27 protein-coding genes are annotated in these 24,275 nt (G+C 41.3%); 15 read left to right on the plus strand and 12 right to left on the minus strand.

Features of this window, described 5'->3' with window-relative positions; translation table 11 throughout:
• Positions 1-37 precede the first annotated feature (37 nt).
• On the plus strand, positions 38-1,165 hold the full coding sequence (locus FKV42_RS02735) for a glycosyltransferase (protein WP_154808717.1): 1,128 nt from the start codon (positions 38-40) through the stop codon (positions 1,163-1,165).
• A gap of 42 nt (positions 1,166-1,207) precedes the next feature.
• Here the strand turns inward: FKV42_RS02735 and glgP are convergent, their stop codons facing one another.
• The 12 genes from glgP to FKV42_RS02795 form a co-directional block, all read right to left on the minus strand.
• The gene (gene glgP, locus FKV42_RS02740; RefSeq protein ID WP_154808718.1) at positions 1,208-2,881 is read right to left on the minus strand and encodes an alpha-glucan family phosphorylase; all 1,674 of its coding nucleotides are present in this window, start codon (positions 2,879-2,881) and stop codon (positions 1,208-1,210) included.
• Between the two features lie 101 nt (positions 2,882-2,982).
• Entirely contained in the window at positions 2,983-4,215 is a 1,233-nt protein-coding gene (locus tag FKV42_RS02745) for a glycosyltransferase family protein (RefSeq protein WP_154808719.1), read from the minus strand.
• 79 nt (positions 4,216-4,294) lie between these two features.
• Positions 4,295-5,536 (minus strand): glycoside hydrolase family 15 protein, encoded by a 1,242-nt coding sequence (locus tag FKV42_RS02750; protein ID WP_154808720.1) that lies wholly within the window; start codon positions 5,534-5,536, stop codon positions 4,295-4,297.
• Between the two features lie 21 nt (positions 5,537-5,557).
• Positions 5,558-6,088, minus strand: a complete 531-nt coding sequence (locus FKV42_RS02755; RefSeq protein WP_154808721.1) for a hypothetical protein — start codon at positions 6,086-6,088, stop codon at positions 5,558-5,560.
• A 204-nt stretch (positions 6,089-6,292) separates the two neighbouring features.
• Positions 6,293-7,096, minus strand: a complete 804-nt coding sequence (gene mpgP / locus FKV42_RS02760; RefSeq protein WP_154808722.1) for a mannosyl-3-phosphoglycerate phosphatase — start codon at positions 7,094-7,096, stop codon at positions 6,293-6,295.
• Positions 7,097-7,178: 82 nt separating this feature from the next.
• Positions 7,179-8,642: a Ni-sirohydrochlorin a,c-diamide synthase gene (gene cfbB / locus FKV42_RS02765; RefSeq protein WP_154808723.1), complete on the minus strand. Its 1,464-nt coding sequence runs from the start codon at positions 8,640-8,642 to the stop codon at positions 7,179-7,181.
• Between the two features lie 13 nt (positions 8,643-8,655).
• Entirely contained in the window at positions 8,656-9,450 is a 795-nt protein-coding gene (gene cfbC / locus FKV42_RS02770; RefSeq protein ID WP_154808724.1) for a Ni-sirohydrochlorin a,c-diamide reductive cyclase ATP-dependent reductase subunit, read from the minus strand.
• The gene (cfbD, locus tag FKV42_RS02775; RefSeq protein ID WP_154808725.1) at positions 9,447-10,577 is read right to left on the minus strand and encodes a Ni-sirohydrochlorin a,c-diamide reductive cyclase catalytic subunit; all 1,131 of its coding nucleotides are present in this window, start codon (positions 10,575-10,577) and stop codon (positions 9,447-9,449) included. The genes cfbC and cfbD overlap by 4 nt, the downstream gene beginning before the upstream one ends.
• A gap of 161 nt (positions 10,578-10,738) precedes the next feature.
• Positions 10,739-12,163 carry a coenzyme F430 synthase gene (gene cfbE, locus FKV42_RS02780; protein ID WP_230375438.1) on the minus strand — a complete coding sequence of 475 codons (1,425 nt, stop codon included), beginning with the start codon at positions 12,161-12,163 and terminating at the stop codon, positions 10,739-10,741.
• 85 nt (positions 12,164-12,248) lie between these two features.
• On the minus strand, positions 12,249-12,872 hold the full coding sequence (locus FKV42_RS02785) for a DUF2150 family protein (protein ID WP_154808726.1): 624 nt from the start codon (positions 12,870-12,872) through the stop codon (positions 12,249-12,251).
• A gap of 109 nt (positions 12,873-12,981) precedes the next feature.
• Positions 12,982-13,428: a UPF0179 family protein gene (locus FKV42_RS02790; RefSeq protein ID WP_154808727.1), complete on the minus strand. Its 447-nt coding sequence runs from the start codon at positions 13,426-13,428 to the stop codon at positions 12,982-12,984.
• A 41-nt stretch (positions 13,429-13,469) separates the two neighbouring features.
• A complete protein-coding gene (locus FKV42_RS02795) occupies positions 13,470-14,534 on the minus strand; it encodes an NAD(P)-dependent glycerol-1-phosphate dehydrogenase (protein ID WP_268865963.1) in 1,065 nt (354 codons plus the stop codon).
• Positions 14,535-14,741: 207 nt separating this feature from the next.
• Between FKV42_RS02795 and FKV42_RS02800 the strand changes: the two genes are divergently transcribed.
• From FKV42_RS02800 to FKV42_RS02865, 14 genes are all read left to right on the plus strand, one after another.
• A complete protein-coding gene (locus FKV42_RS02800) occupies positions 14,742-15,590 on the plus strand; it encodes a DUF63 family protein (protein WP_154808728.1) in 849 nt (282 codons plus the stop codon).
• 3 nt (positions 15,591-15,593) lie between these two features.
• Positions 15,594-16,199, plus strand: a complete 606-nt coding sequence (locus FKV42_RS02805) for a stage II sporulation protein M (RefSeq protein ID WP_154808729.1) — start codon at positions 15,594-15,596, stop codon at positions 16,197-16,199.
• 85 nt (positions 16,200-16,284) lie between these two features.
• Positions 16,285-17,442 (plus strand): formate--phosphoribosylaminoimidazolecarboxamide ligase family protein, encoded by a 1,158-nt coding sequence (locus tag FKV42_RS02810; protein WP_154808730.1) that lies wholly within the window; start codon positions 16,285-16,287, stop codon positions 17,440-17,442.
• Positions 17,443-17,589: 147 nt separating this feature from the next.
• Positions 17,590-18,345, plus strand: a complete 756-nt coding sequence (locus FKV42_RS02815) for an RAD55 family ATPase (RefSeq protein WP_154808731.1) — start codon at positions 17,590-17,592, stop codon at positions 18,343-18,345.
• 238 nt (positions 18,346-18,583) lie between these two features.
• A complete protein-coding gene (locus FKV42_RS02820; protein WP_154808732.1) occupies positions 18,584-19,810 on the plus strand; it encodes a translation initiation factor IF-2 subunit gamma in 1,227 nt (408 codons plus the stop codon).
• Positions 19,807-20,175 (plus strand): DNA-binding protein, encoded by a 369-nt coding sequence (locus FKV42_RS02825; RefSeq protein WP_154808733.1) that lies wholly within the window; start codon positions 19,807-19,809, stop codon positions 20,173-20,175. Before FKV42_RS02820 ends, FKV42_RS02825 begins: the two co-directional genes overlap by 4 nt.
• A gap of 69 nt (positions 20,176-20,244) precedes the next feature.
• Positions 20,245-20,811, plus strand: coding sequence for a DNA-directed RNA polymerase (locus tag FKV42_RS02830; protein ID WP_154808734.1), 567 nt, complete (start codon positions 20,245-20,247; stop codon positions 20,809-20,811).
• Between the two features lie 20 nt (positions 20,812-20,831).
• Entirely contained in the window at positions 20,832-21,017 is a 186-nt protein-coding gene (spt4, locus tag FKV42_RS02835) for a transcription elongation factor subunit Spt4 (RefSeq protein ID WP_023846141.1), read from the plus strand.
• On the plus strand, positions 21,018-21,611 hold the full coding sequence (locus FKV42_RS02840) for a GTP-dependent dephospho-CoA kinase family protein (RefSeq protein ID WP_154808735.1): 594 nt from the start codon (positions 21,018-21,020) through the stop codon (positions 21,609-21,611). It begins immediately after the preceding gene.
• The gene (locus FKV42_RS02845; protein ID WP_154808736.1) at positions 21,592-21,906 is read left to right on the plus strand and encodes a 30S ribosomal protein S24e; all 315 of its coding nucleotides are present in this window, start codon (positions 21,592-21,594) and stop codon (positions 21,904-21,906) included. Before FKV42_RS02840 ends, FKV42_RS02845 begins: the two co-directional genes overlap by 20 nt.
• Positions 21,907-21,908: 2 nt before the next feature.
• On the plus strand, positions 21,909-22,058 hold the full coding sequence (locus FKV42_RS02850) for a 30S ribosomal protein S27ae (RefSeq protein ID WP_154808737.1): 150 nt from the start codon (positions 21,909-21,911) through the stop codon (positions 22,056-22,058).
• A gap of 453 nt (positions 22,059-22,511) precedes the next feature.
• Positions 22,512-23,186 (plus strand): DUF2162 domain-containing protein, encoded by a 675-nt coding sequence (locus tag FKV42_RS02855; RefSeq protein ID WP_154808738.1) that lies wholly within the window; start codon positions 22,512-22,514, stop codon positions 23,184-23,186.
• 2 nt (positions 23,187-23,188) lie between these two features.
• Positions 23,189-23,812, plus strand: a complete 624-nt coding sequence (locus FKV42_RS02860; protein ID WP_154808739.1) for a MotA/TolQ/ExbB proton channel family protein — start codon at positions 23,189-23,191, stop codon at positions 23,810-23,812.
• On the plus strand, positions 23,809-24,204 hold the full coding sequence (locus FKV42_RS02865; protein ID WP_154808740.1) for a DUF2149 domain-containing protein: 396 nt from the start codon (positions 23,809-23,811) through the stop codon (positions 24,202-24,204). The genes FKV42_RS02860 and FKV42_RS02865 overlap by 4 nt, the downstream gene beginning before the upstream one ends.
• Positions 24,205-24,275 lie beyond the last annotated feature (71 nt).

Consider the following 24,275-nt stretch of genomic DNA (forward strand, 5'->3'; position numbering starts at 1 on the left):
TGAAGAGATAGGTGAAGTAGACGTAGTAATAGGCATCATGACAAAGGACGTTGAACCTACAATACTTCACGTGATGAACGTTGTAAGGGAAGGAGTATTACAATATCTTTCACAGTACAGAACACTAATTGTCGTTGCAGATGGTTTTTCCACGGACAGGACAGCAGAACTTGCAGGAATGTTCGAAATAAGTCCCTTACAAAAATTGGTTGTTGAACAAATGGGTGTACCCGGAAAAGGAGATGGGATACACACCGTTATGGAAATAGCCCACGAGACAAATTCAAAATCTGTTGCCTTTGTAGACGGGGACCTTTTATCCATCAAAAGAGAATGGATAGAAGAAATGGTAATGCCTGTGCTCTATGGAAGAACAGACCTTGTAGTTCCTTTTTATGTTCGGGATAAATTTGACGGAGTTATAACTAACAATCTTGCATATCCATTCACAAAAGCATACTATGGGAGCGACATTAGACAGCCCATTGGAGGGGAGTTCTGTATTTCCAGGAAGCTCATGGAAATTCTTCGTAATCACCCTCTTTTCCCGTCGGATTTTGGAATAGACATATTCATCACAACGGTTGCTGCGGCTGAAAGAGTAAGGATAAGAGAAGCCATGCTGGGGCTCAAGCTCCATGAATCTACAACAAAGTACCTTGACCCGGAATCATCCCTTATACCAATGTTCAGGCAGGTAGTCACAACCATGTTTGATCTGGCACTTTATTATTCATACAGGAACGGAATACCTGCAAAAACAGACATAATAGCATCAGACTACTACGGGCCTATACCTGTTCAGGTGGAAGTGAATAGGGAGAAAATGGTGGAAACAGTTGCAACACGCTATGATGAATATAGTGAGATATTTGAAAAGATACTACCAGAAGAGGTACTGAAAATTATACAAAGATTCCCTGAAGGTAATGTAGCACTTGATGCAAAGAACTGGGCAAAATGTGTCTGGCATCTGTTCTATAAATATTCAAAAACAAAGGATGCTACACTGATAGATGCACTTCGTGTACTATGGCTTGCCAGGTTTGTGGAATTCTACAACGAATGCAAGGATATGAATTTCATTGAAGCTGAAACAGCCATCCGTGAAAATGCAGGTATCTTTGAAGACCTTAAATGTGAAATATTGAATAAAAACTTATGATGTAGGTGGCATACCTTTGCTATAGGAAAAAACGAAGCCTGCTTAAAGGTAGGCTTCAGTAACATAACGATGCATCATCCTGTGACTGTTGAAATAGTAGGCTATCATCTCAATTGAATTGTTCATGAGGCACATCCATTCATCCTTTCTATGATAGTATTTAGGGATCATGATGTATTCCAGCTTATTGTACAGGTCATCTAGTTCTATCATTTCAATTTCTTCAGGTGATTTATTTACATGAGGCATAGGGCCGATAGCATAACCGGTAACACCTTCCACACACCCTTCCAGCCACCAGCCGTCAAGAACACTGAAATTCACGACACCATTATGGGCTGCTTTCATTCCGCTTGTACCTGAAGCTTCAAGAGGTGTTTTAGGATTGTTCAGCCAGATATCCACGCCAGGAACAATTTTCATTGCAAGGTCCATACCATAATTTTCAAGGTATGCAATTTCGATTTCACCTTTAAGTTCCTCTTTGTACTGGAAAATCCTTTCAATAAATTGTTTCCCCTGTATGTCTCTTGGATGAGCTTTGCCTGCAAATATCAGTTGGATCTTTCCTGCTTCATTTACTTTTCTCAGTCGTTTAAGTTCAGAAAATATGAAAGTAGGTCTCTTGTACTCTGTAATGCGCCTTGCAAAACCAATTGTCAGAACATCAGGGTCCATGTTTGTTCCGCATTTACTATTAACATAATCAAGAAGATCTTTTTTAGCAAGCTGGTGTGCATCCCATATCTCATTATCCGGAATGCTCCTGACCCTTACAAGAAGTTCAGGTTCATTGGCCCAGCCAGGAAGATACTTGTCGTAAAGTTCCCTGAAATAGGGGCAGACCCATGTATATGAATGTATGCCGTTGGTAATGGCATTGAACTTATAACCGGGAAACATTTTTTCAGAAATTTCCCTGTGTCTTTTTGCCACTCCGTTGATATGATTGGATAGATTTAATCCAAGAAGAGTCATGTTAAGCTCATGTTGCCCACCGTATTTTTTGAGTTTCTCAAGATCAACACAATCATTCATTAATTCAAGAACAATATCATATGGAAAAGTATCGTGACCGCTTTCAATTGGAGTGTGAGTGGTAAAAACACAATGATCTTTTACATATAAGGCATCCATGTTGTTCTGACGCAGCAGTTCAGTAGCAAGAAGGCTGGAATGACCCTCGTTCATATGATATTTATTGATCGAACAACCAAGGCTGTTCAGCATCCTTACACCACCGATTCCAAGTACTATTTCCTGTTTCAGGCGGTATTTTCTGTCTCCTCCGTAAAGGCTGTAAGTAATTCGCCTGTCTTCCGGATTATTTTCTTCAATATCCGTATCCAGGAAGATAACAGGAACTTTTTTATCGGTTAGGCTGAAGTGATTGTATATCCATGCCTGTATCCTTACGTCCCTTCCCTGTATCTTAACTGTTACTTTATAGGGCAAAAGTTGCATATAATTAGAAGGTGTCCAGTCATGCTGATGCTCGGTTTGTCTGCCTGCATCATCCAGTTTTTGCATGAAATAGCCTTTTTTGTTAAGGAGGGTGACACCTATTAAAGGAAGACCCAGATCGGCACTTGCTTTTATTGTGTCTCCGGCCAGTATGCCCAGACCGCCACTGTAGGTCGGCATTTCATTTTTCAATCCAATTTCCATTGAAAAATAGGCAATCTTACTTCCGCTTACTCCAATAACATTATCCATGTTGTCTAACACCTTTGTTACATATACATTATTTAATAAGATTATATATGATATTCTTGAGAATTAAAAAGACTTTCTGGTAAGATTTTTGAATTTCAGTTTCATTTTGATTGCATGGAATCAAGGTCCTTCAAAGCAGCATCCCTTAATTGTTCTCTCAGGTCTGGTATCGCCGACAATGCCCGCTTCCAGTCCGGCATCTGAATACTATGGGGCGTTTCCAGATGGGAATATTCCTGATAGGAATTACCTGTATCCAGGATTATCCGGGAGAAGACCTCAACATACCTTTCTTCCACATGCCTGTCATATTTCAGATTATTACATATGGCATCAGCATGATGCTGTCTGATAAGATCCTGTGCAAAGCGTATGTACTTCACATACACACTCTGAATGAAGGACTGGGAGATATGGACGCTTGTGGTCTCATTGGCAATACGGAGCAGGGTTAGTACAATATCATTCACCATCTTTGACAGACCTTCACTTACGTCCTCTCCGGCATCCTTGTGTTTGTGTTCATAGAACCCAAGATCAGTCTGACATGTTCTTTTCAGGGAACTGTTCCTATAAACTTCAGCAAGAAGACCCACTTCAAGCCCCCAGTCGGCCGGAAACCTCAGGTGTAACGCAAGGTCAGATGAAAAAGCGAATTCTCCTGCCAGTGTATATCTGAAAGCCTGAAGATAATCAAGTACATGGGATTCGTAGTTAACATCCTTCTGTAAAGCTACCAGGAACGGACGGACAAAGAGACGGAAGACCCTTCCATACATAATCCCTTGCTTTCTGTTTATGCGTGCATAGTATCCTTTGTTAAAAAGGAAGTTAAGGTCTGGATTCAATATAGGATATAATAGTTTAGCCGGGAAGTCCTTTGAATATGTAACAACATCCGCATCGTGAAGTGCAATAGCAAATGAATTAAGACTTGCTACACCAATAGCAAGCCATACATCCTTGCCCTTGCCCCTAAACTGGGAGAAATCAAGATCCTTTTCACTCATCTCATCAACGACTTTTGAGACATTCGGACCATTGCACCATACCACTATATGATTCAATTCAAGTTTCCGAAAGAAACGTACTACATGTTCGTATTCTTCCCTGCTATCAGCAGCAAGCGAAATGACAACTTCATTAATGAACTCACATTTATTCAGTTCATCACGTATGTTTGCAAGGCATGGACTTTTAATTTCCTTGTACAGCATTGGAATTATCAAAGCAGCAGGTCTTGATTTAGAAAGTTCCTGTAAATGCCTTACCATTACGCTATTATCTGTTGCAAAATCATGTATTGTAGTTATTTTCTCCTGATAAAAATCCATTAGTACTCACTCCCTTTATTACCCCTTTTAATATTGAATTATGGAAATATGTATAATTTGATCATCTGCTAAAGAGCAGCTATTTGAAAGAGTATTCATTATCAAATTTACTGGTATAATTCCTGTAAGCTCTGATATATTCTGCATGCGGCCATATCAGAGGTATTGTTACATACGCAAGGCCGTCCCCCCATTTAGGATGTGAACGGACGTTTTCTATCATGGTCATTTTACTGTCCCTGAGTATCTTGGCATTGGTATAGTCCTCCAGCCAGAGTTCAAACCTGTCTATTGTTGAGATATGTTCAGGCAACATGCAGTTGTGAGCCATATCAACCACCCAGCCAAGGTACATTTCGGCCATATCCATGTTATCGGTTTCAACATAATGGTTGGCAAGCTGGCATGTAAAATGACACCATGGCCCGTATCCGCCGTTATTCCTACCCCAGTATTCAGGATACCTGTTAAGTCCCCCTATTTCCTGGTCCCAGAGTTTTTCATGTATTCTTTTTACAGTGGACCTGATCTTCACATCATGGTCACTCAGAAGTCCGAAATATGCAGGTGAATACTCCACCACATCCACATCTATTACAGTGGAAGCAAATGCATCATAACCAATTGGTTTGCTGTTGCGGTCTTTTATTCTTATGCATTTGATGAAAGACCTTCTTCTCGGACTGTAAAGACGAGTCAGAATTGAATCCTTTACTTTTTGTGCTTCTGACTTCCACTCAGAAACATCTTTACCAATTGCCTCTCCCATTTTTACGGCTGCAAGTACTCCGGCACAGCAGGCACAGTTAGCATATATCTCAAATCCATGCTCATATGCCGGATACTCATGAATGCTATTGATGGTATGAATTAGGTCAACCTCTTCATTCTTGTTCATGAGAATGAAGTCCACAGCTTTTGTGACCTGTTCCCAATACTTTTCAACAAACCCACGGTCTGCCATTTCATCAAAAAAGGAAGCACCTGTGGCTTCAAAGTATTTTCCCATTGCAAACAGGACAAGACCATTACCGTCTATCTGCAGATCCTTGTAACTTGCATCGTTTCCATCAACATCATATCTCTGGGAGAACTCCCCTAGAGGTTTTTGGGCATTCAGGACAAATTCAAGTCCTTTCTTTGCCTCATCCAGCATGCCCGCGGCAACCGCACCGAGAATATCTACTGAATGGTCTCTTGGATATATGAATGGGTAACGGGTGCCCGGTGGACTTGCATAGAAACCTCCATTCTCATGCTGATTTTCTTTCAGAATCCTGACACTATTCTCGTATATTTTAGCAGCCTGTGGGAAATTCAAAAAATCACTCCTTTTTAGGTCTTACTTATCAAGGTATTCTACTTTATTTACACAAAAAGCACGGTCGAGTATTTTATTTACCTGTTCCTTTGTCATCCTGGCTTTTTCTATTGCTTCTTCATTGTAAACTTTGATGTTCTTAATTACCGATTTACTACCCACATTGTAGATTCTTGCTCCTGCAAGTTCAGCCCGGCGCTTGACATAACTAGTCTGAAATATGTCAAGAACACTTATTATAGCAGGATAATTCCAGGGTTCATCTGATTCTTCTTTTAGTTTGTTCACGTAGTTTGTAAGCTCAGTAAACTGGTGCGGAGTCTCCCCACCATAAATATGAATGAAATCTATCAACTCGTTTCCAAAAGGATAGATTGGAAGATAGTTTATGTCATCCTCCCACGCACCTTCAAATCCAGGACCTTCTATGTCAGCCAGTTTGGTGCCAAGGGTATCGATCCATTCATAAGTCTTCTCAACCCCTGAGATATCCACCATTTCAACTATCCCAATTAAAAATGCTTTTGGAAGTATGTTCTTTAACCGTATCATCTTGAGTCTCCCTCTCCTTGATTATTATAATACAATGTATCCTTATGCAAATCATGCGGTATGATTGCTATAAAATATCGGATGTTATCTACGTCTCCCTTGCATATAGTTTGTATTAAGGGTATAAATAATTTAAAGCTAGCAAGTCTGTAGAAATATTCAAATTATTATCGGAAAAGGAAAAAGAAGGAATAATAGAGCTTTTTACATCAACAACTCTGATATTGCCATGTTCCATCCAACAGGACCTATGCCTTCAACTTTGTTGACTTTTGCATCCATTATTTTAGGGTCATGCTTGCCGTTATGTTTTTGAACTAAATACGGAATATCAACGACTTTCAGCATTGGATAATCATTAAGACTATCCCCAAGACCTACTGTTTTTATATCACCGTATTGCTTACGGTATATTTGTGTGAGAATGTTTACGGCTTTTCCTTTGTCATTCTCTCCGATGATATGCCAGTATCTACCACCACGGGTGTAGTTTAAGCCGTTTGCCTGAATTTTACTGATGAGCGTTTCAGCATCCTTTTCGTCACCATCAAGTTTGAATGCTTCATCGTATTCCCTTTGTTTTGCAAGGCAGGCCGAATCAAGATCAAGTCCTGTATCTTTGCTAACTTCCACATCGGTCATGTCTCCAAAACCTGTAACTGATAGGTCTTCAGATGCTGCAATATTAAGCAGTACATTTCTCAGCAGGCTATAATCCGTTCCAAGCTCAATTATATCATACTTCTCTGTTGATCTTGAAGATACATAATCCACATCAAAATAGTCATGCGGGATAAAAATTGCTCCACCGTTCTCTGATATGAAAGGATGTCCTGTATTCAGTTCATCTACATAGACCTCAATCTCAGCCCGGGTCTTACTGGTACAGAATACAAGTGGTATTCCCTTCTCTTTCAGCATATCGATAGCCGGCATTGCAGCTTCATACGAGTATGTGTCATGATCTACCAGTGTCCCGTCAAGATCCGTAAAAACGATGTATTGCATTGAACTACTCCCTGAAATGATGGTAGTAGTATTTTGTTGGGAGTTATTGTTAAATGATTGGGTATGAAAAAAGAAAGGGATTCTATTTGTTTTGCATCACAAAATCCACAAAGCTACCTGCAAACTCCCTGTAAGAGCTTGCAACCAGATGCGCATAACATCCAATAGTATTATTGACCGTAAGTCCGTCCCAGCCATCGATAATGCCGGTTCCGCGGGAGAGTTTGATTGCAAACTTTGCATCCTTTGGAATCTCTGTAACTTCGGAATGATGGAACTCATGACCACGGAATGAATTTCCTGATTTACCAATAACAGAATTCATTGCAAGTTCACCAATGTTGTAACTGACAACACGTTTGTGACCCATAAGAGTGTGTCCGGGGAGTGCACCAACCATATCATGAGTGGATTCAGGCATCTCTGCCATATGATGTGCACCTTTGCCTTTAACTCCTGTACTGAGTTTCTCTGTCAGGTACATAAGGCCGCCGCATTCTGCATATATCGGCATACCGGAACGGGAAACATCTAAAATTGCCTCTCGCATGGATACGTTATCTTCAAGTTCTGCGGCGTAAAGTTCGGGATAGCCACCGCCAAGGTAGAGTCCGTCAACATCCGGCAGCTTGCTGTCGTGTATCGGGCTGAAGTACTTGATATCCGCTCCTGCCATTCCAAGCAGTTCAAGATTATCGTGATAATAGAAATTAAAAGCCTCGTCAAGGGCTACACCAATAACCGGGCGCTTACCTTCAATTTCCCTTGGAGTGAAAACTGTCTTTGAAGGACGCTCAAGTGCCGGAGCAGCATGAGCCATTTCCAGAAGCCGGTCTATCTGAATACCATCTTTTATCTTGTTCTTGATAAATTCGATTCTCTCGTCGTAATTATCTGCTCGGCGGCGCTCCTCTATTGCAGGAACAAGACCAAGATGTCTCATGGATATCTTCATCGAATTATTACGGTGGATCACACCAATAACAGGAATTCCTGTGTAATGCTCGATAGCTTCAGTAGCTTTCTTAGTGTGCCTTGGACCACCAATATTGTTGAGAATAACACCGACAATATTCACGTCCTTATCAAAGTCCTTGAAACCATTGACAAGAGCAGCAGCTGAACGTGTAATACTCCTTGCATTAACAATAAGGATCACAGAACATTTCAGTATCTTGGCGATCTGTGCAGTGCTGCCGGTGTCGGTAAAGCTGTCAAACCCCTCATAAAGACCACGGACACCTTCGATGATTGCAATATCAGCATCCTCATCAACCTCTGCGCCGTGAATGAAAACGTCCCTGACACCATCCTCATCCATGAGGAAGCCATCAATATTGCGGGCTCTTCTACCTGTAATTTCAGAATAGTAACTTGGATCGATATAATCCAGTCCGACTTTGTAAGGCTGGACCTTGTATCCGGCTTCCGTAAGAGCTGCAAGCAGCCCTATTGTTATTGTTGTTTTTCCGGAGGACGAACTCCCTGCTGACAGGAGTATTCTTGGTATTTCTTTTTTCTCAGGAGGTTGAGTGACGTCAGACATTTTTTATCAAACCTTAACGTGTAAGTTCACGCAGTCTTTCGTCTTCAAGGGATGAAGGAAGCACTGAACTGTCGTTTGACATAATAGCATGTGCAAGCTCACGATATACACCTGCAACAGATGAATCCGGAGCTTTTTCAAGTACAGAAAATCCATCTCTCTCACAGTCCTGGACGATCTGTTCCTTTGGAATAAAAGCCATTAGCTTGCTTCCAATCTCTTCAGAGAATTTCCTGACAATTTCTTCTTCTCTGGTAACACTTCTGGAATTGCAGATTATGCCTGAAAGTGGAGTATCGATCTTGGCAAGTCCCTTGCAGATATTGTTTGCCGCGTAAAGTGGCATATATTCTCCTGATGTGAGTATGTAAGCCTCGTTTACAAGTCCCTTGCGTATTGGAGCTACAAAGCCGCCACATACGATATCTCCGGGGACATCGTAGATGATAAGATCCATGTCATCAATGGACTTGCAGACCTTTTTCAATCTCTGTATTGCCACAATGATGCCGCGTCCTGCACAGCCTATTCCGGGCTCAGGACCACCGACCTCTACACATTTTACACCCTTGTAACCGTCAAAGACAATGTCTTCTTCCTTGACATCAATTTTCTGCCTTAGCAGGTCAAGGATTGTTGGTATTCTCTTACCGCCAAGAAGTGTGATGGATGAATCACTCTTAGGATCACATCCGATGATCATAACTTTATAGCCTTCGTCTGCGCAGGCTGCTGCAACATTGGAAGCAGTGCTGGATTTGCCGATTCCACCTTTACCGTAAATGGCTATCCTTTTCTGTTCCATCAGGCTTCCTCCGTTTTTTGCATGTCCTTTACAACCTCACGCATTGTTGCACCGAACTCGGATTCAACAATGTTGCTTACGCCAAGTGTCTTTGGATGCAGGTCAATTTCCACAATAACATTAGAGTGTCCCATATCCTTGAGAGGGTGTACCTGTCTTGGACCGTTCGTTACGGAAATTACGTCCATGTTCTGAAGGTTGTCCATTGGTATGGCATGTGGAACACCGGTAATTACGGCAAAGTCAAAGTCGCTGTACTTCTCAGCTATAAGCTCGCTGACCTTTTCACCAGTGACCGGGTACTCATCCATGCCACCGATTATCTCATGGATTTCAATTCCCTTTTCTCTGAAATCGTTCATAATGCTGATTGCATGGTGGCGTACACGTGGAAGGCCGAGTGTGTCATCCACATTTGCCATGTTGATAACATTATCAGAAACACCAAGCTGTTCAGCTACTTCATTGATTGCAACAGTTATATCTGCAAACATGTAACCCGTTTCTTTCTTGGCGTTCATGATTGTCAGGCATTTCTTGCCTTCTTTCAGGTAATTGATAATCTTTTCAGCAACCTTATACTTCAGATCGCCACGGGATGGAACAAGGTATTCCTTACTTGCTGCACCATGGCGTTTCTCAACGTTAGTTGCTTCCTTAAGCAGCACCTTCTGTCTCTCAAGTTCCTCATCAGTAATTACACCTGCATCACATGCTGATTCGAGGGCAATAAGAACACCTTTGGTATTGTTCGGGTATCCTGCATGTACCTCCACACATATGACGGGCACGTCAAGGTTTGCGTCCTTTACAGGTTCGCTTAGTTCCTCGCCAATGATCATACTGACACATGTCCCAACAATTCCTATGAGTTTTGGGTTGAACATCTCATTGACTTTGCCAAGCAGAGTTGAAAGTTCTTCACGCCCTCCGAAGACAAACCCGTTCTCATCAAGAGCTGTTGTTACAACGTGTATGCCATCTTCCTCAAGCAGTCTTGCATGTTTGAATGAGCATCCTGGCGGACCGTGCAGTATTGCAACATCTACATTCAGGTCACGCAGTGTGTATAACGCAGCCACAATGGAGCTGGGCCGCGGGTGTATTATAGAAATATCTTTTTCAGCCATATTTATCCCGATAAACTTGGTTGATTCTTTTAGGTTATTATAATTTTGCAATTTCGTAATATTTAGTATACTTATTACCAGTCTGTTTTTCTGCATTATCTATATCTTTATTGTATAAAAGCCCTAATCATCATAGTCAATAAACCATGAATGGATGAATCTCATCTGAAGCATTTCACACATGATAGAATTATGTCTTTTTCAGAAGCCATCTCTGTGGCCATCTCCAGTCCTTCTTCAAGTCCGCTGGCATAAGTGTAATTGTCATTTCCTATGTCCTGCATCCTTTCTCCGACAAGTATCAGCCTGGAAAGTTCATCACTGCGCCGCATCACAAACTCAGAAACCTGTTCCGGTGGAAGTCCTTCGCATACCTGTGCGGCTTCTTCACCAAGCACCATAATAATTCCTGATTTTTCATCCTCAAGCCTGCTTAAAGCATAGTCAAGCGAACGCTCTGCTGATTTAATGTCCATTCCCGAGTTTGAATTATCAATGAGTATCCTGCCAGCAAGCTCTTTTTCCTGCATTCTTCCCTGGAGTCCTTTAAAAGAACCAATGACTTCAATGATGTCCTGTTCAGGAATATCCATCTTCAAAGCAACAGCAGTTGATACTGCAAAAGCTGTTGCATATGACTTTGAATTGTATTTTTCTGACAATCCAGATGAGAAAGTTCCATCCTGGTATTTGAAAATGACAGCTTTGCTTTCAATGTCAGCCACAAAATCTGCATTCTTATAATCATCGCCGGAATATTCCGAATCTCCAAATGTAAAAAATGCTCTTCCAAATTCGCTTGCCATTTTCAGGGCTTTCCTGTCTTTTACATTTAGGAAAAATACCTCGCTCTTTCCAGCATAGGAAAGCACACTCATTTTTGCATCGCTGGAGTTCGAAGTTGATGCAGCTATTGGGTAATCCGGTTCAAGTGTTGTAATAATTCCTATATCTGCAAAACCTGTCAAACCGATGGAAACTTCAAAAATGTAACAGTCAGCCGAAACATTAAGTTCTTCCAGTTTGTCAATTGCAAGCAGTATGCTCCCAGGTGCAATGCTAAGTCCTAAGTTTAGTATTCTGCACTGCCCTTTTTCCCACAGTTCCAGACCTCTGGATGTGTGAAGTACTACTTTCATCTTCCGTGAAAGCATTTCAGCAAGCAGGGATGCAGAACTGGTTTTAGCTTTTGACCCTGTAATTTCGATAACAGTTCCTTTCTCAGGCCATCCTTTCATGGATAATATACTGCCTACTGCCTGATGGTGAGTGACTGTTTTTATGCCCTTTTTCCTGGCTTTTACCAGTACCGGATATTCAGGGTCAAGATGAGCAGGACTGATTATAAGGTCATTATCATTAACTGGTACTGGTTCTTTTGATGTCTTAATGCCATATCTTTCTTCCATTTCCAGAAGCACGTTCTCATTGACAGTTCTGTACACATCAACAGCTGTTACGGAATAGCCCATCTCTGCAAGTTTTGTGGCAATAATAATTCCTGCATGTGTCAGGTCAAGGACAATAATTCCGGAAGCGTCCTGGAATCTTATTTTGGAAATATCCATATTATCAACTGAAAGCATAGCAAGTGTAAAAGAACAAAAAGAAAAAGATTGTTTTTAGTCAAAGCAAGAATGTCAAATCAGAAATATGAGAGTGGAAAAATCCTTAACTCTCATCGTCTTCTTCGTCATTCTTATAGCTGTCAGAGCCTACCATTGCAGCTGCGATGGAGTCGATTCCATCAAGCCATTCTGCAACAAGTCCGTATGGAACTTCTTCCATGACCTTTTCTGTAAGCTCTTTTCCGCTAAGAACAAGGGCACCTATTTCTGCAATTGTGCCAATAGCAATCTCAATATCATCAGAAGCTTCTGCTTCAAGTGCAACCTTTACAAGATCAGCAATCTCTGCGTTCTCATCATAATCTCCACTCAGGTATGCTTCACATGCTGCAAAGCTTCCCATGAGGGATGTCTGGAGTGATTCGATCATCATGTCCGCATCTTCTGATATTGAATCTATCTCTGCAAGTGCAATATCCCTGATATCTGCAATGGAGAGCATTGCAGTTTCCGGTGAGATCTGCCCGTTCTCACACTTTGCGATGATCTTGAGGCATGCAAGGATGATGTCATCTTCCATGTTTACGAAGATAGCACCTTCTTTTCCCTGTGGCTCATCTGATTCATCAAATTTGAAATCACATTCCTTTACCTGCTTGACCCAGTTGTTCCAGCGTTCTGCTGTATAAAAGTCCTGATGGAATACATCTCCTTCCGTCCCTGACATTCAATTACCTCTATGTGACATTGATAGTTATTATTTAATTATAGTTATTATTCGAAATTTTACTTACACTTACGATTTCCTTTTTATATAAAAGATGTTCGCAACGGAACTATAGTTTAAGTTCCACCTTCTTTAGAGAGCATCCGGATACCATTCCGTCTTCTATTGGCCCGAGTACTTTTATGACAGTACATTTGTCTCCTTCCTTAAGGCCTTCAGGATAAAGGATATCGTACACGCTGTCGTCAAACTCCTCGCATTTTGGAAGTTCGTAGCTCACTTTTGAACCCACGACAGCTTTGCGTGATTCGATTGCTGCAACAATCGGAGAGGTTTCAACCTCTACAGTAATTACTCCACCATCATGTATGAAGCATTCATGGACAGTGTCTCCCCTGAGTTTTGCAACACGATACTTTCTACCTGAATCGAGGTTCATACAGGTTCGCCTCAACTTGCATTTTTTGCACTCGCGGGACTCACCCATAAATACGAAGTCTTCTCCTTCTTTTGCAAGCTTAGAACCAATTAGTGTAATGGTAGTATCATTTGTCATATAATCACCTTGATTTTACTGATTAAGATATTTTACAGTAATTATGAAATAACTTTTGTTAAACGTGCGACCTTCTCGGCTGCTTCAGGGGTCAGACCTGCACCGAGTATCGTATATCTTTCCGGACGTATCTCATGTGCAACAAGAAGCGCCTCTAATATATATCTATCTTCTATGCCGAGTTCACTGGCAGTTGTAGGAGCTCCGATTATCTCCAGACATTCTTTGATCTTCTTCCAGTCACCGCCATGCAGGTACATCATTATTATGGTTCCTACACCACATTGTTCTCCGTGAAGTGCGGAATTCGGTGCAACCATGTCAAGTGCATGACTGAACATATGTTCAGAACCTGATGCCGGTCTGGAAGAACCTGCAATACTCATAGCAACTCCGCTGGATACAAGCGCTTTTACAACGATTCTCACAGAACTTTCCAGTTCAGGCTTGATATCCTCCGGGCAGTCCATCAAAATCTGTGCTGTCATTCTGGAGAGAGCTGCTGCATATTCGCTAAAAGGTTCATTCCTCAGTCTGTGAGCAAGTTCCCAGTCAAGGACTGCCGTATAATTTGAAATAATATCTCCGCATCCGGCAGCAAGTAAACGGTAAGGGGCTTTTGCTATGATACTGGTATCTGCCACCACTGCCATGGGGGCGTTGACCTCTATGGAGGATTTTTTACCTTTATCATGTATGGAAGCTCTGGAAGATACGATCCCATCATGTGATGCGGCTGTTGGTACGCTTATGAATGGTAGGTCAAGTTGTGTGGCTGCAAGTTTTGCCACATCTATAGATTTACCGCTTCCAACACCAATAAGGTATCTGGAATTTGCTTCCTTTGCCAGGTCTGTAATTTTGTTGACTTCTGTCATGGAAGCCTCTTTTGAAGAAGCTATCACAGGGTCATATCCACATTCATTAAGGATATCATATACAACATCCCCGGCTATTTTCTTGGTATGATGTCCCGTGACAATAAAAGCCCCTTCTTTGAGTTTGAGGTCATTACATACATCCTTCAGGTCATAAATAACATCAGGACCAACAACAACGTCTCTTGGTAACTGCATCCATTTTTTTTTGCCTTGTGTGGGAATCACTTAATATACCTGCCAGAAACTGAATAATTTGTTTTTTTATATGGAAATCCATTACAGAGATAATAAATAATATCAAACGAGTACAAGTCTTGTGATAACCTGTCCTTTAAGCAGGAAAAATCTCTTGATACTCTCTTCATTTCCCATAAACTATTAAATGTTAATTGTATTTAGGATATTCCTATATTATGTTACTGCTGTGATTATATGCCATTCATAGATAAAGTTACCCAATTCATTAACGAATATTACATAGACCCGATACTACATGATAGTGGCTACAATATCGTTAATACTGTCACATGGGCAATTGTGCTGGGAATTTGTATTTTCGGCGTTGTGAAGCTGTTGAAAAAACTGGATATCGAGATTGACGACAGGTTTACAGTATCCGTGATTCCTTTTATCCTCGCAGGCTCATCTATGAGGGTTTTAGAGGATACGGGATTCCTTACTCATCCTCTTAGTTATCTTCTCATAACTCCGAACATTTATTTTGTGGTATTTGTCATCACAGTTTTCTTCCTTGTACTTTCCAAATGGATAGTCAAATTGAAAGGAACAGGTGATTACAGAAAGCTGTTTGCAGGATTCGGACTTTTCTGGTTTGCAGTCAATCTTTCTATTCTTTTCTATCTGGAAGATCTGACCCGACCATGGGTTCCTATCTTTGTTCTTGCTGCAGCCAGTATGATAGTAATATTATTAAAAATGTTATTTGACCACATAGGTCTTGACCTTCTCAAAAGCAAGGTCAATATGGCTATTCTATGGGTTCACCTGATGGATGCATCTTCCACAATTGCAGGAATTGACTTTTTGGGATACTATGAAAAGCATGTTGTTCCATCATACCTGATCGACCTTACAGGAACCGCTTTTGTGATGTATCCGTTAAAACTATCTATATTCATTCCGGTACTATATATACTGGATAATCATTTTGATGAGGATGAGGAATCTGAGACATTAAAGACATTCCTGAAACTGGTAATCATAGTCCTTGGATTATCTCCTGCATGCAGGAACACAATCAGAATGGCGTTTGGAGTCTGATCAATGCACGATGAAAATGTAAGAGAGATATTCAGGACATATATTACTGAGTTAAAACCCTATTTGGCAATGAGTTTAATTATTTTTTCTTTTTCATTTGTTTTAGGGTATATTGCCTATGTTTTTTATCCTGAATATGCAACAACTTTTCTTTCAATGCTCGAAGACACTGTTGCGAAGCTGGAAGGCATGAATTCCTTCCAGATTATGCTGTTTATATTTGCCCGCAATGCCAGTGTAATGCTTGCATCCATAATAATTGGAAGTATTTTTGGCCTGGTGCCTCTTATCATTCTACTTGAGAATGGCATAGTAATTGGCTTTTTTACTCATCTCCAGGCAAGTGAAAACGGATTCCTGTTTATTGCAGCCGGACTGATCCCACATGGGATTATAGAAATACCAATGTTTCTGACATCAGCAGCTATTGGATTTAAACTAGGACATCAATCAATTAGATATCTTGCCGGAAAAGAAGTACATCTAAAAGCAGAACTAGTGCGAAGTCTCAAATTTTATTTCCACTGGATATTGCCTTTAGTATTCCTTGCAGCAGTGATAGAGACTTTCGTAACACCACTGGTTATCTACATGGTAAGCGGGGTTTGAACTTAAATTATTCATTCATATGCTACAAACGTAAACAGGTTTATTAAGAGTAAATACAATGTCTGGGCAAAACCGAGGGTAAATAATGATAGACAGAAAAGAGATCGCAGAGATCATCGAAGATTATGATTTAGATAAGGCCAAGATCGGTGCTGTGGCGTCACATTCAGCACTTGATATCTTTGACGGTGCAATTGAAGAAGATTTCAGGACTTTTGCTGTTTGCCAGCAGGGTCGTGAAAAAACCTACACAGAATATTTCAAGTCACAGAGAGACAGCAATGGCAAGGTTGTCCGTGGCATTGTTGATGAACACATAATGTTGAATAAGTTCAGCGAAACCACAAGTGCAGATGTCCAGAAGAAACTCGTAGAAGAGAACGTTCTTTTCATTCCTAACCGTTCATTCACATCATACTGTGGTATTGACGAAGTAGAGAACGATTTTAAAGTCCCTCTTGTTGGAAGCAGGAATATGCTTCGCAGTGAAGAGAGAGGTATGGACCGTGACTACTACTGGCTTCTTGAGAAGGCAGGTTTGCCATTCCCGGAAAGGATCAACGATCCGCAGGACATTGAGGAGCTTGTAATGGTAAAGCTTCCTCATGCAGTCAAGAAGCTTGAAAGAGGTTTCTTCACAGCAGGAACCTATGAGGAATATCGGCAGAAGGCACAGTCTCTGCTCAAACAGGGTGTAATCACACAGGATGCACTTGACAACGCAAGAATTGAGCGTTATGTAATTGGTCCTGTTTTCAACTTTGACATGTTCTACTCACCAGTTGAATCTGAAATGAGCAAACTTGAGATTCTTGGTATTGACTGGCGCTTTGAAACAAGTCTTGACGGACACGTACGTCTTCCTGCTCCACAGCAGATGACACTTGCAGAACACCAGCTCACACCTGAGTACACAGTATGCGGTCACAACTCTGCAACCCTCAGGGAATCTCTTCTTGAGAAGGTCTTCGAGCTTTCCCAGAAATACATAGATGCTGCAAAGAAGCACTATGACCCTGGAGTAATTGGTCCTTTCTGTCTGCAGACATGTGTTGACAAAGATCTTAACTTCTACATATATGATGTGGCACCACGTGTTGGCGGCGGAACAAATGTTCACATGTCAGTTGGTCACCCATACGGAAACACCACATGGAGAAATCCAATGAGCACAGGTCGCCGTGTTGCCTTTGAGATCAGAAGGGCAATTGAAACTGACCAGCTTGACAAGATTATTACATAATTTCATCTTTTAAGCCTGTCAGGTTTTGTCCTGACAGTTTTCCGGCTCCAACGGCCGGATTTATATTTTATTTATTACTTGCAAGAAAATAATATCGCGCATGCAATAATAGTCTTTTTATATAATTATATGCATAAATAATATCACATGCAGATCAACAGAGTTCCTACGGGGATACAAGAACTGGACGAAATTCTGGAAGGCGGTTATCCTGCACAACAGGGTATCCTGGTGAGTGGTCCTCCTGGCTCTGGAAAAAGTATTCTTGCAACCCATTTCCTTTACAGGTCATGTAAGGATGGGAAAAAATGCGTACTCATGCTTACTCAGGTCAATGTAGAAAGTTTTCTTGAACAGGCTTTGAGCATTGGAATTGATTTCAGTTCGTGCATAGAAAAAGGAACTCTTCAAATAAACAAATCTTTTGAGACCAGGACAAACAAGATCTACAATGCTGCAAGACATGGTAGTGGAATAGGATTCCTGGAAAAGGACTGTGTACAGAGTGTTCAGGATATTCCGGATGACACGGAGATTGTGGTTATCGATAATCTGGACATGCTCTCTCTCTATCATGATATGGAAGAGTTTGCGGATAAGTTTTTTACTATAAATGATATCCTTTTTGATAAGAAATGTACAACTCTTTTTTTGATAGGTCAGGAAGAAAGCGGACAGAAACTTGCAATCGCACAGCATACTTCTTTTGGTAATATAGAATTGGGTGTTATCAAGGATAGTGTGACAGGTAAAGGAATGAGGCAAATGTATATTCCTAAAATGAGATGCACTTATCTTACGCTGGAGCCTTTAAACTACAAAATAAGCAATCAGGGTATAAAGATTGAGAAGATCTTTCAGAGAGATGAGATTATAAATGATGCCATGAAATCCATAATCTGATCTCATGTCAGCATTCTCCTTTTTTATATTCTGCTTATAGTAAATTATATACATTATTAAAAGAATAGGGCATGGTTTGCCATACCAACAGGTATATTGCATTTTCTGGTCTGTTCGAAATCATTTAAATATGATTAATCGAATGATAGACCACAAATCTAAACAGGTAATCCGTTAAAACTTATACTGAAATCATTACACTTTTAGAATATTGCCCAACCGGGAGGGAAATCAAAAATTGAGTCAACCTTGTGTTAATATCGGCATGGTAGGACATGTCGACCATGGAAAAACCACACTTGTCAGCGCGCTGTCAGGAGTATGGACAGATACGCATAGCGAAGAGATGAAGCGTGGAATATCTATCAGACTGGGCTATGCAGACACTACTTTCAGGAAGTGTCCAAATTGTCCGGAACCTCAGTGTTATACAGTAGAAAAGACCTGTCCAGTATGCGGTGAACCATCAGAAGAGCTCAGGACCGTGTCCTTTGTAGATGCTCCGGGTCACGAAACACTGATGGCGACCATGCTGTCCGGTGCAGCTATCATGGACGGTGCCATTCTTGTTATTGCGGCAAATGAAACATGCCCACAGCCACAGACAAAAGAACACCTGATGGCACTGAATATCATTGGTATCGAGAATATTGTGATTGTCCAGAATAAGATTGACCTTGTACCAAAGGAAAAGGTCATTGAGCACTATCATCAGATTAAGGAGTTTGTTAAGGGAACTGTTGCAGAGGGTGCGCCGATCGTGCCAATATCCGCACAACAGAACATAAATGTTGATGCTCTTATCATGACAATGGAAGAGAAGATCCCAACACCAGTTCATAAGATCGACAAACCACCTCACATGCTTATTGCAAGATCATTCGATATCAACAAGCCAGGTACACCGATCAAGAAGATTACTGGTGGTGTTATCGGCGGTACACTTACAGAAGGAATGCTGCATCCTGGTGATGAACTTGAAGTCAAGCCGGGAAGAAAGGTTGAGAGTGATGGTATGACGAGGTGGGAACCAATTGTCACCAAGGTCTCCATGATAGTTGCCGGAAAGGAAAACGTTGAAGAGGCAACTCCAGGAGGACTGCTTGCAGTCGGTACTACTCTTGACCCGTCACTCACAAAGAGTGATTCACTTACAGGGCAGGTAGCAGGTATTCCCGGAACTTTGCCACCAACACGCGATGATCTCAAACTCGAGCTTCACTTGCTTGAGAGAGTTGTAGGTGTTTCCGATGAGGAAGTTATCGGACCTATAAAGACAAGTGAACCACTGATGCTGAATGTAGGTACGGCAACGACTGTTGGTGTTGTCACCAGTGCACGTAAGGATATTGCAGAGGTCAAGTTGAAAAGGCCTGTTTGTGCTGAAGGGGATTCCATGGTTGCTATAAGCAGACGTGTGGGATCACGCTGGAGACTGATTGGTGTAGGAGTTATCAAGGATTGAAGGTAATTATTGATACGAACGCATTAATGATACCTGTCCAGTTCAAAGTCGATATATTTGAAGAGCTGAAACGACTTGGATTCGATATTCATGTCGTTCCCACAGCTGTTATCACTGAACTGGACAACCTGATCAAAAATCTCAAAGGACAGGACAGGATTGCAGCGAAGGTTGCCAGATCGATGGCAGAAAGATGCGAAACCGTCCATATGGACGGATATGCAGATGATGTTATTCTGGAACTGGCCATGAAACTTCAAGCAGCTGTTCTTACCAATGATATAGGTCTCAGAAGAAGGCTTGAAGAAAAAAATATCCCGGTGATCTGCCTGCGTCAGAAGAACAGGCTTGAGATTGTATCATAGGTCGTAATAGATCAGTTTAAAATCATATAAGTTGTTATATAATTATACAGGATTATTGGAGTTTTTCATATGTACAAAAAGATGAAGCTTGCCGATACTATTCGTGTTGCGCCCGATCTTTTAGGCAAGGATGTTAACGAGAATGTCAAGAATGCCCTGAAGCACAAGCTGGAGGGCAGAATAGACAAGGAAATTGGTGCTATCGTTGCCATCACACAGATCAATGAGGTTGGTGAAGGTCATATTCTTGTTGGTGACGGTGCTGTATACTACGATGTGAACTTTGATGCAATTGTCTTTGTACCAACTATCCAGGAAGTTATTGAGGGAGAAGTTGTCGAGACGGTTGACTTTGGTGCCTTTGTGAGTATCGGGGCTATGGATGGACTCCTGCACGTAAGTCAGGTAACTGATGATTTCATGTCATACGATGGAAAGAACGGCAGACTTGTCAGCAAGAATGGTGGCAGGTCACTTTCAGAGGGTGACAGGGTCAGGGCACGTATCGTTGCTGTAAGCATCAATGAAAGAGAGCCAAGGGAAAGCAAGATAGGACTGACAATGCGTCAGCATTCCCTGGGTAAGTTCGAATGGCTGGAAGAGGCCAGAAGGCCTTCCGCTGAGAAAGAAGAGTAAACAAAACCGGAGTGCTTTAGATGAGTGAACAGGTTTGTAGGGAATGCCACAGGATCATTAATGGGCAGACATGTCCCATTTGCGGTTCAAGTAATCTCAGTGCTGATTGGAGCGGTATGGTAATTATCATCGATCCGGAACGCTCGGAAATTGCAAAGAAAATTGATGTGAAGGTCCCGGACAGATATGCGTTGAAGGTGCGCTAATTGGGCCTTGAGCTTACTTTGCCCGAGACACTGCGTCCACGTTTTCGGGAAATATTCGGACATCTTTACAGAGGAAAAGGTGCCGATACCATTGAAAAACTTTCAGTGGATCTTGGTAGTCCCACAAAACTTATATCCGTGGGTGATGTTACTACCTTCCACTTGCTCAATCATGGAATTATTCCGGACATCCTTATAGTGGATGACCGAACAAAACGCGGTCCGGCTTCAGATCGGGTCGTGGTGGGTACCAAGCATAAGGGGTTCACCGAAATATCCGTTGACAATCCAGCAGGGGTCATAACCGAAGATCTGATAGATGCTGTAGGAAATGCGCTGAAATCAGATGAAAATGTCAGGATATTTGTGCGCGGCGAGGAGGACCTTGCGGCTGTACCTGCAATTCTTATGGCACCGGAAGGTTCAGCTGTCCTTTACGGACAGCCGGATGAAGGTGTCGTACTTGTTAAGATAACATCAGATAAGAAGGAACAAATGGAGGATCTGTTAACGGCAATACTTGACGAACAGAACTTCTGTAATCAGGATATAGAAACTATTCGGAGGAAACTGAATGGACATCAAAATCATTAAAGAGAAAAATAATGCACTCCTTAACAGGCGTGAATTAAACCTTGCAGTTACATTTGATGGTGCAACACCATCAAGGAACGATGTTAAAGCTAAAATAGCAGCTATGCTCAATGCACCACTGGAACTTGTTATCGTACAGAAGATGAACAACGAGTTCGGTAAGCAGGAAGTTGAGGCATATATCAAGATCTATGAAGATGCAGCTCGCATGAATCAGATCGAGGAAGCATATGTTCTTGAAAGGAACAAGCTCCCGGAGCCAGAAGTTGCTGAAGATGAGGCCGCAGAGGAATAATAATGGCAGCAAAAGACTACTATAAGGTAAACGGCGATTCCATCGAGCGCACACACCAGTCCTGCCCACGCTGTGGAGAGGGAGTTTTCCTCTCAGAGCACAAGGACAGACGTGCATGCGGAAAGTGTGGATACACCGAGTTCAAGAAATAATCTACTTTTTTGCAACCCATAGGGTTGCCTTTTTTTGTTTTCTTTTCTACTTTTTGATATGCTGTATAATTGCTGTGTATCTGAAAGCATTTTCCGGTTCAGTATTATATATATATATTTTGCAGATATCGTTTTATGCTAATTTCTATCTTGCTTTGATCCGGGTAGAGCTAGCTGATTTTGAGTTATTTAATTCGTAACAATTTATTATATTTTTATTATACATGCTCCGGTGGTACGTCGTGAATTTTTGTATCTCTTGATTCTCTTTTTTCATAGGGGGCAATCCGAAAGGTTTAATAATATGTACTATGTTTGCATATATTAGTCTTTAAACAAACAACAGTAATTATAACAATAAGTTCCATGAATGAATTGTAGATACAATTTATTGAATAATTTTGGATACTTAGGTTGTTGTTGATACATACTATCAATTAGTAGGGGGATATTATGAGCTACGTATATGCAGCCGTGATCGGCATACTGATAGGCATCTCTATCTTCGGACTAAAGACCGGAGTAGGGTGTGGCTTTTCGACTGTAAAGAAAAAAGATGTACTGATACTTGCAAGTGGTTATTTTCTTATCTCCGTCATACTTGGAAGCCTTGTGGAAATGGTAGACCAGTCATATCTTGAAAAAATCTCTAATCTTGGAATGACATTACATGTATTCATTGCACTGCTTCTTATTGCTGCAGGCGTCTACACGCAGAAAAAATGGAACTGTGGACATGATGTCTCAAAAAAGACATTCCTTGTAATTTCAGTTCCCTGTCCTGTATGTCTTACAGCTCTTTTTGTATCCTGCATGATACTTGCTTCAACCCTTGAAGTAAGCGGATGGAAGGTCGGGATTCTTGTAGGACTTGTATTCTTCATTTCAGTAATATCATCAACATTTGTCTTCAGGAAAATGAAACGCACACCTGAGGATCTTGGAACTGCAATGATGTTCCTCGGGTTATTCTATCTTCTCGGAGCAATGATAGTTCCCGCTTACATCAAGGCAAAGAAACTCAGCATGGTAATGGACTGTGGTGGCGATTTCGATATAGTTCCGCTGTTGGTATTATCAATATTCATTATTGGGGGCTATGCGCTCAATAGCATAAGAGGTCAATAAAAATGGATGCAACTTCTTCGTTGTTTGGTATATTATATACATTTTCAGCATCATTGCTGTACCCGGTAATTATTATTCTCATATTACTTGTGGTATTTTCTTTGATGCTCATAGGGGAATTCCTCTCAGAATATGCAAAAAGGCACAGAGATATTGAAAACCTTGAACTTTGCTGCAATGCTGTCAGAGAACAGATCAGTTCTCAGGAATTTGAAAAAGCTGCAAAGTCACTTCGCAATCTCAAGCAGAACTTTATGGTCATGAGCTTTGCAGAATCTGCAGCTGGTCATCTTGAAAAGAACATGCTTCCAGCCATTGAATGGCTTTCTCAGGAATATGAGATCAGGATGGCAAAGAGGCTGGAACAGACCAGGATCGTTGCAACAATCTCACCAATGCTTGGTCTTATGGGTACACTTATCCCGCTGGGTCCGGCACTTATCGGTCTTTCACAGGGTGATATTGTCCAGCTTGCAAACAATCTTATGATTGCTTTCGCTACAACCGTTATCGGACTTTTTGCAGGAACTATTGGTTATGTTCTCACCCAGATCAGGAAAAGATGGTACTGGCAGGATATGGCTGATATAGATTATATCCTTGACACGCTGGAGGTTGAGGAGTGACCAAGAGAAGTGCAAGGCGACACAGACGAACAGGACTCATTAATAATGAGGATGAACAGAACCCTCTTACAGGGGTTGCCAACCTTTTTGATATTGCCATGGTTTTCTCAGTTGCATTACTTGTGGCACTTGTTATGTCCTACCAGATGCCTGAACTTCTCAGTCCTACAGAGGATATTACTCTTGTGAAAAACCCTGGTCAGAAGGATATGCAGATTATCATTAAGGAAGAAGGTAAACCCATCGAAGTTTTGAATATGACCGATCAGATTGGTGGTGGTCAGGGTGAAGCACTGGGAACTGCCTACAAACTTGCTGACGGAAGAGTTGTTTACGTACCTGAAGAAGAGGATGCTGGTGAAGAGGAGGTAGAAACTACTACTTCCGGTTAATTTTTTTCTTATATTAAATCAAGTAGGGTGGTTTTAACTTAAATATTATTTATTTAGGTGTAACATGGGTG

Source organism: Methanolobus vulcani (genome assembly GCF_006546655.1).
In the GTDB taxonomy this organism is placed as follows: Archaea; Halobacteriota; Methanosarcinia; order Methanosarcinales; family Methanosarcinaceae; genus Methanolobus; species Methanolobus vulcani_A.

Bases quoted from the DNA above. Each gene is read 5' to 3' on its own strand.
- FKV42_RS02785 (WP_154808726.1), bottom strand. From the start codon at position 12,872: ATGTCAGGGACGGAAGGAGATGTATTCCATCAGGACTTTTATACAGCA.
- FKV42_RS02810 (WP_154808730.1), top strand. From the start codon at position 16,285: ATGATAGACAGAAAAGAGATCGCAGAGATCATCGAAGATTATGATTTA.
- FKV42_RS02830 (WP_154808734.1), top strand. From the start codon at position 20,245: ATGTACAAAAAGATGAAGCTTGCCGATACTATTCGTGTTGCGCCCGAT.
- cfbD (WP_154808725.1), bottom strand. From the start codon at position 10,577: ATGGCTGAAAAAGATATTTCTATAATACACCCGCGGCCCAGCTCCATT.
- cfbB (WP_154808723.1), bottom strand. From the start codon at position 8,642: ATGTCTGACGTCACTCAACCTCCTGAGAAAAAAGAAATACCAAGAATA.
- FKV42_RS02755 (WP_154808721.1), bottom strand. From the start codon at position 6,088: ATGATACGGTTAAAGAACATACTTCCAAAAGCATTTTTAATTGGGATA.
- FKV42_RS02790 (WP_154808727.1), bottom strand. From the start codon at position 13,428: ATGACAAATGATACTACCATTACACTAATTGGTTCTAAGCTTGCAAAA.
- mpgP (WP_154808722.1), bottom strand. From the start codon at position 7,096: ATGCAATACATCGTTTTTACGGATCTTGACGGGACACTGGTAGATCAT.
- FKV42_RS02735 (WP_154808717.1), top strand. From the start codon at position 38: ATGACAAAGGACGTTGAACCTACAATACTTCACGTGATGAACGTTGTA.
- FKV42_RS02815 (WP_154808731.1), top strand. From the start codon at position 17,590: ATGCAGATCAACAGAGTTCCTACGGGGATACAAGAACTGGACGAAATT.
- FKV42_RS02745 (WP_154808719.1), bottom strand. From the start codon at position 4,215: ATGGATTTTTATCAGGAGAAAATAACTACAATACATGATTTTGCAACA.
- cfbE (WP_230375438.1), bottom strand. From the start codon at position 12,163: ATGCTTTCAGTTGATAATATGGATATTTCCAAAATAAGATTCCAGGAC.
- FKV42_RS02855 (WP_154808738.1), top strand. From the start codon at position 22,512: ATGAGCTACGTATATGCAGCCGTGATCGGCATACTGATAGGCATCTCT.
- spt4 (WP_023846141.1), top strand. From the start codon at position 20,832: ATGAGTGAACAGGTTTGTAGGGAATGCCACAGGATCATTAATGGGCAG.
- FKV42_RS02805 (WP_154808729.1), top strand. From the start codon at position 15,594: ATGCACGATGAAAATGTAAGAGAGATATTCAGGACATATATTACTGAG.
- FKV42_RS02850 (WP_154808737.1), top strand. From the start codon at position 21,909: ATGGCAGCAAAAGACTACTATAAGGTAAACGGCGATTCCATCGAGCGC.
- FKV42_RS02860 (WP_154808739.1), top strand. From the start codon at position 23,189: ATGGATGCAACTTCTTCGTTGTTTGGTATATTATATACATTTTCAGCA.
- FKV42_RS02845 (WP_154808736.1), top strand. From the start codon at position 21,592: ATGGACATCAAAATCATTAAAGAGAAAAATAATGCACTCCTTAACAGG.
- FKV42_RS02800 (WP_154808728.1), top strand. From the start codon at position 14,742: ATGCCATTCATAGATAAAGTTACCCAATTCATTAACGAATATTACATA.
- glgP (WP_154808718.1), bottom strand. From the start codon at position 2,881: ATGGATAATGTTATTGGAGTAAGCGGAAGTAAGATTGCCTATTTTTCA.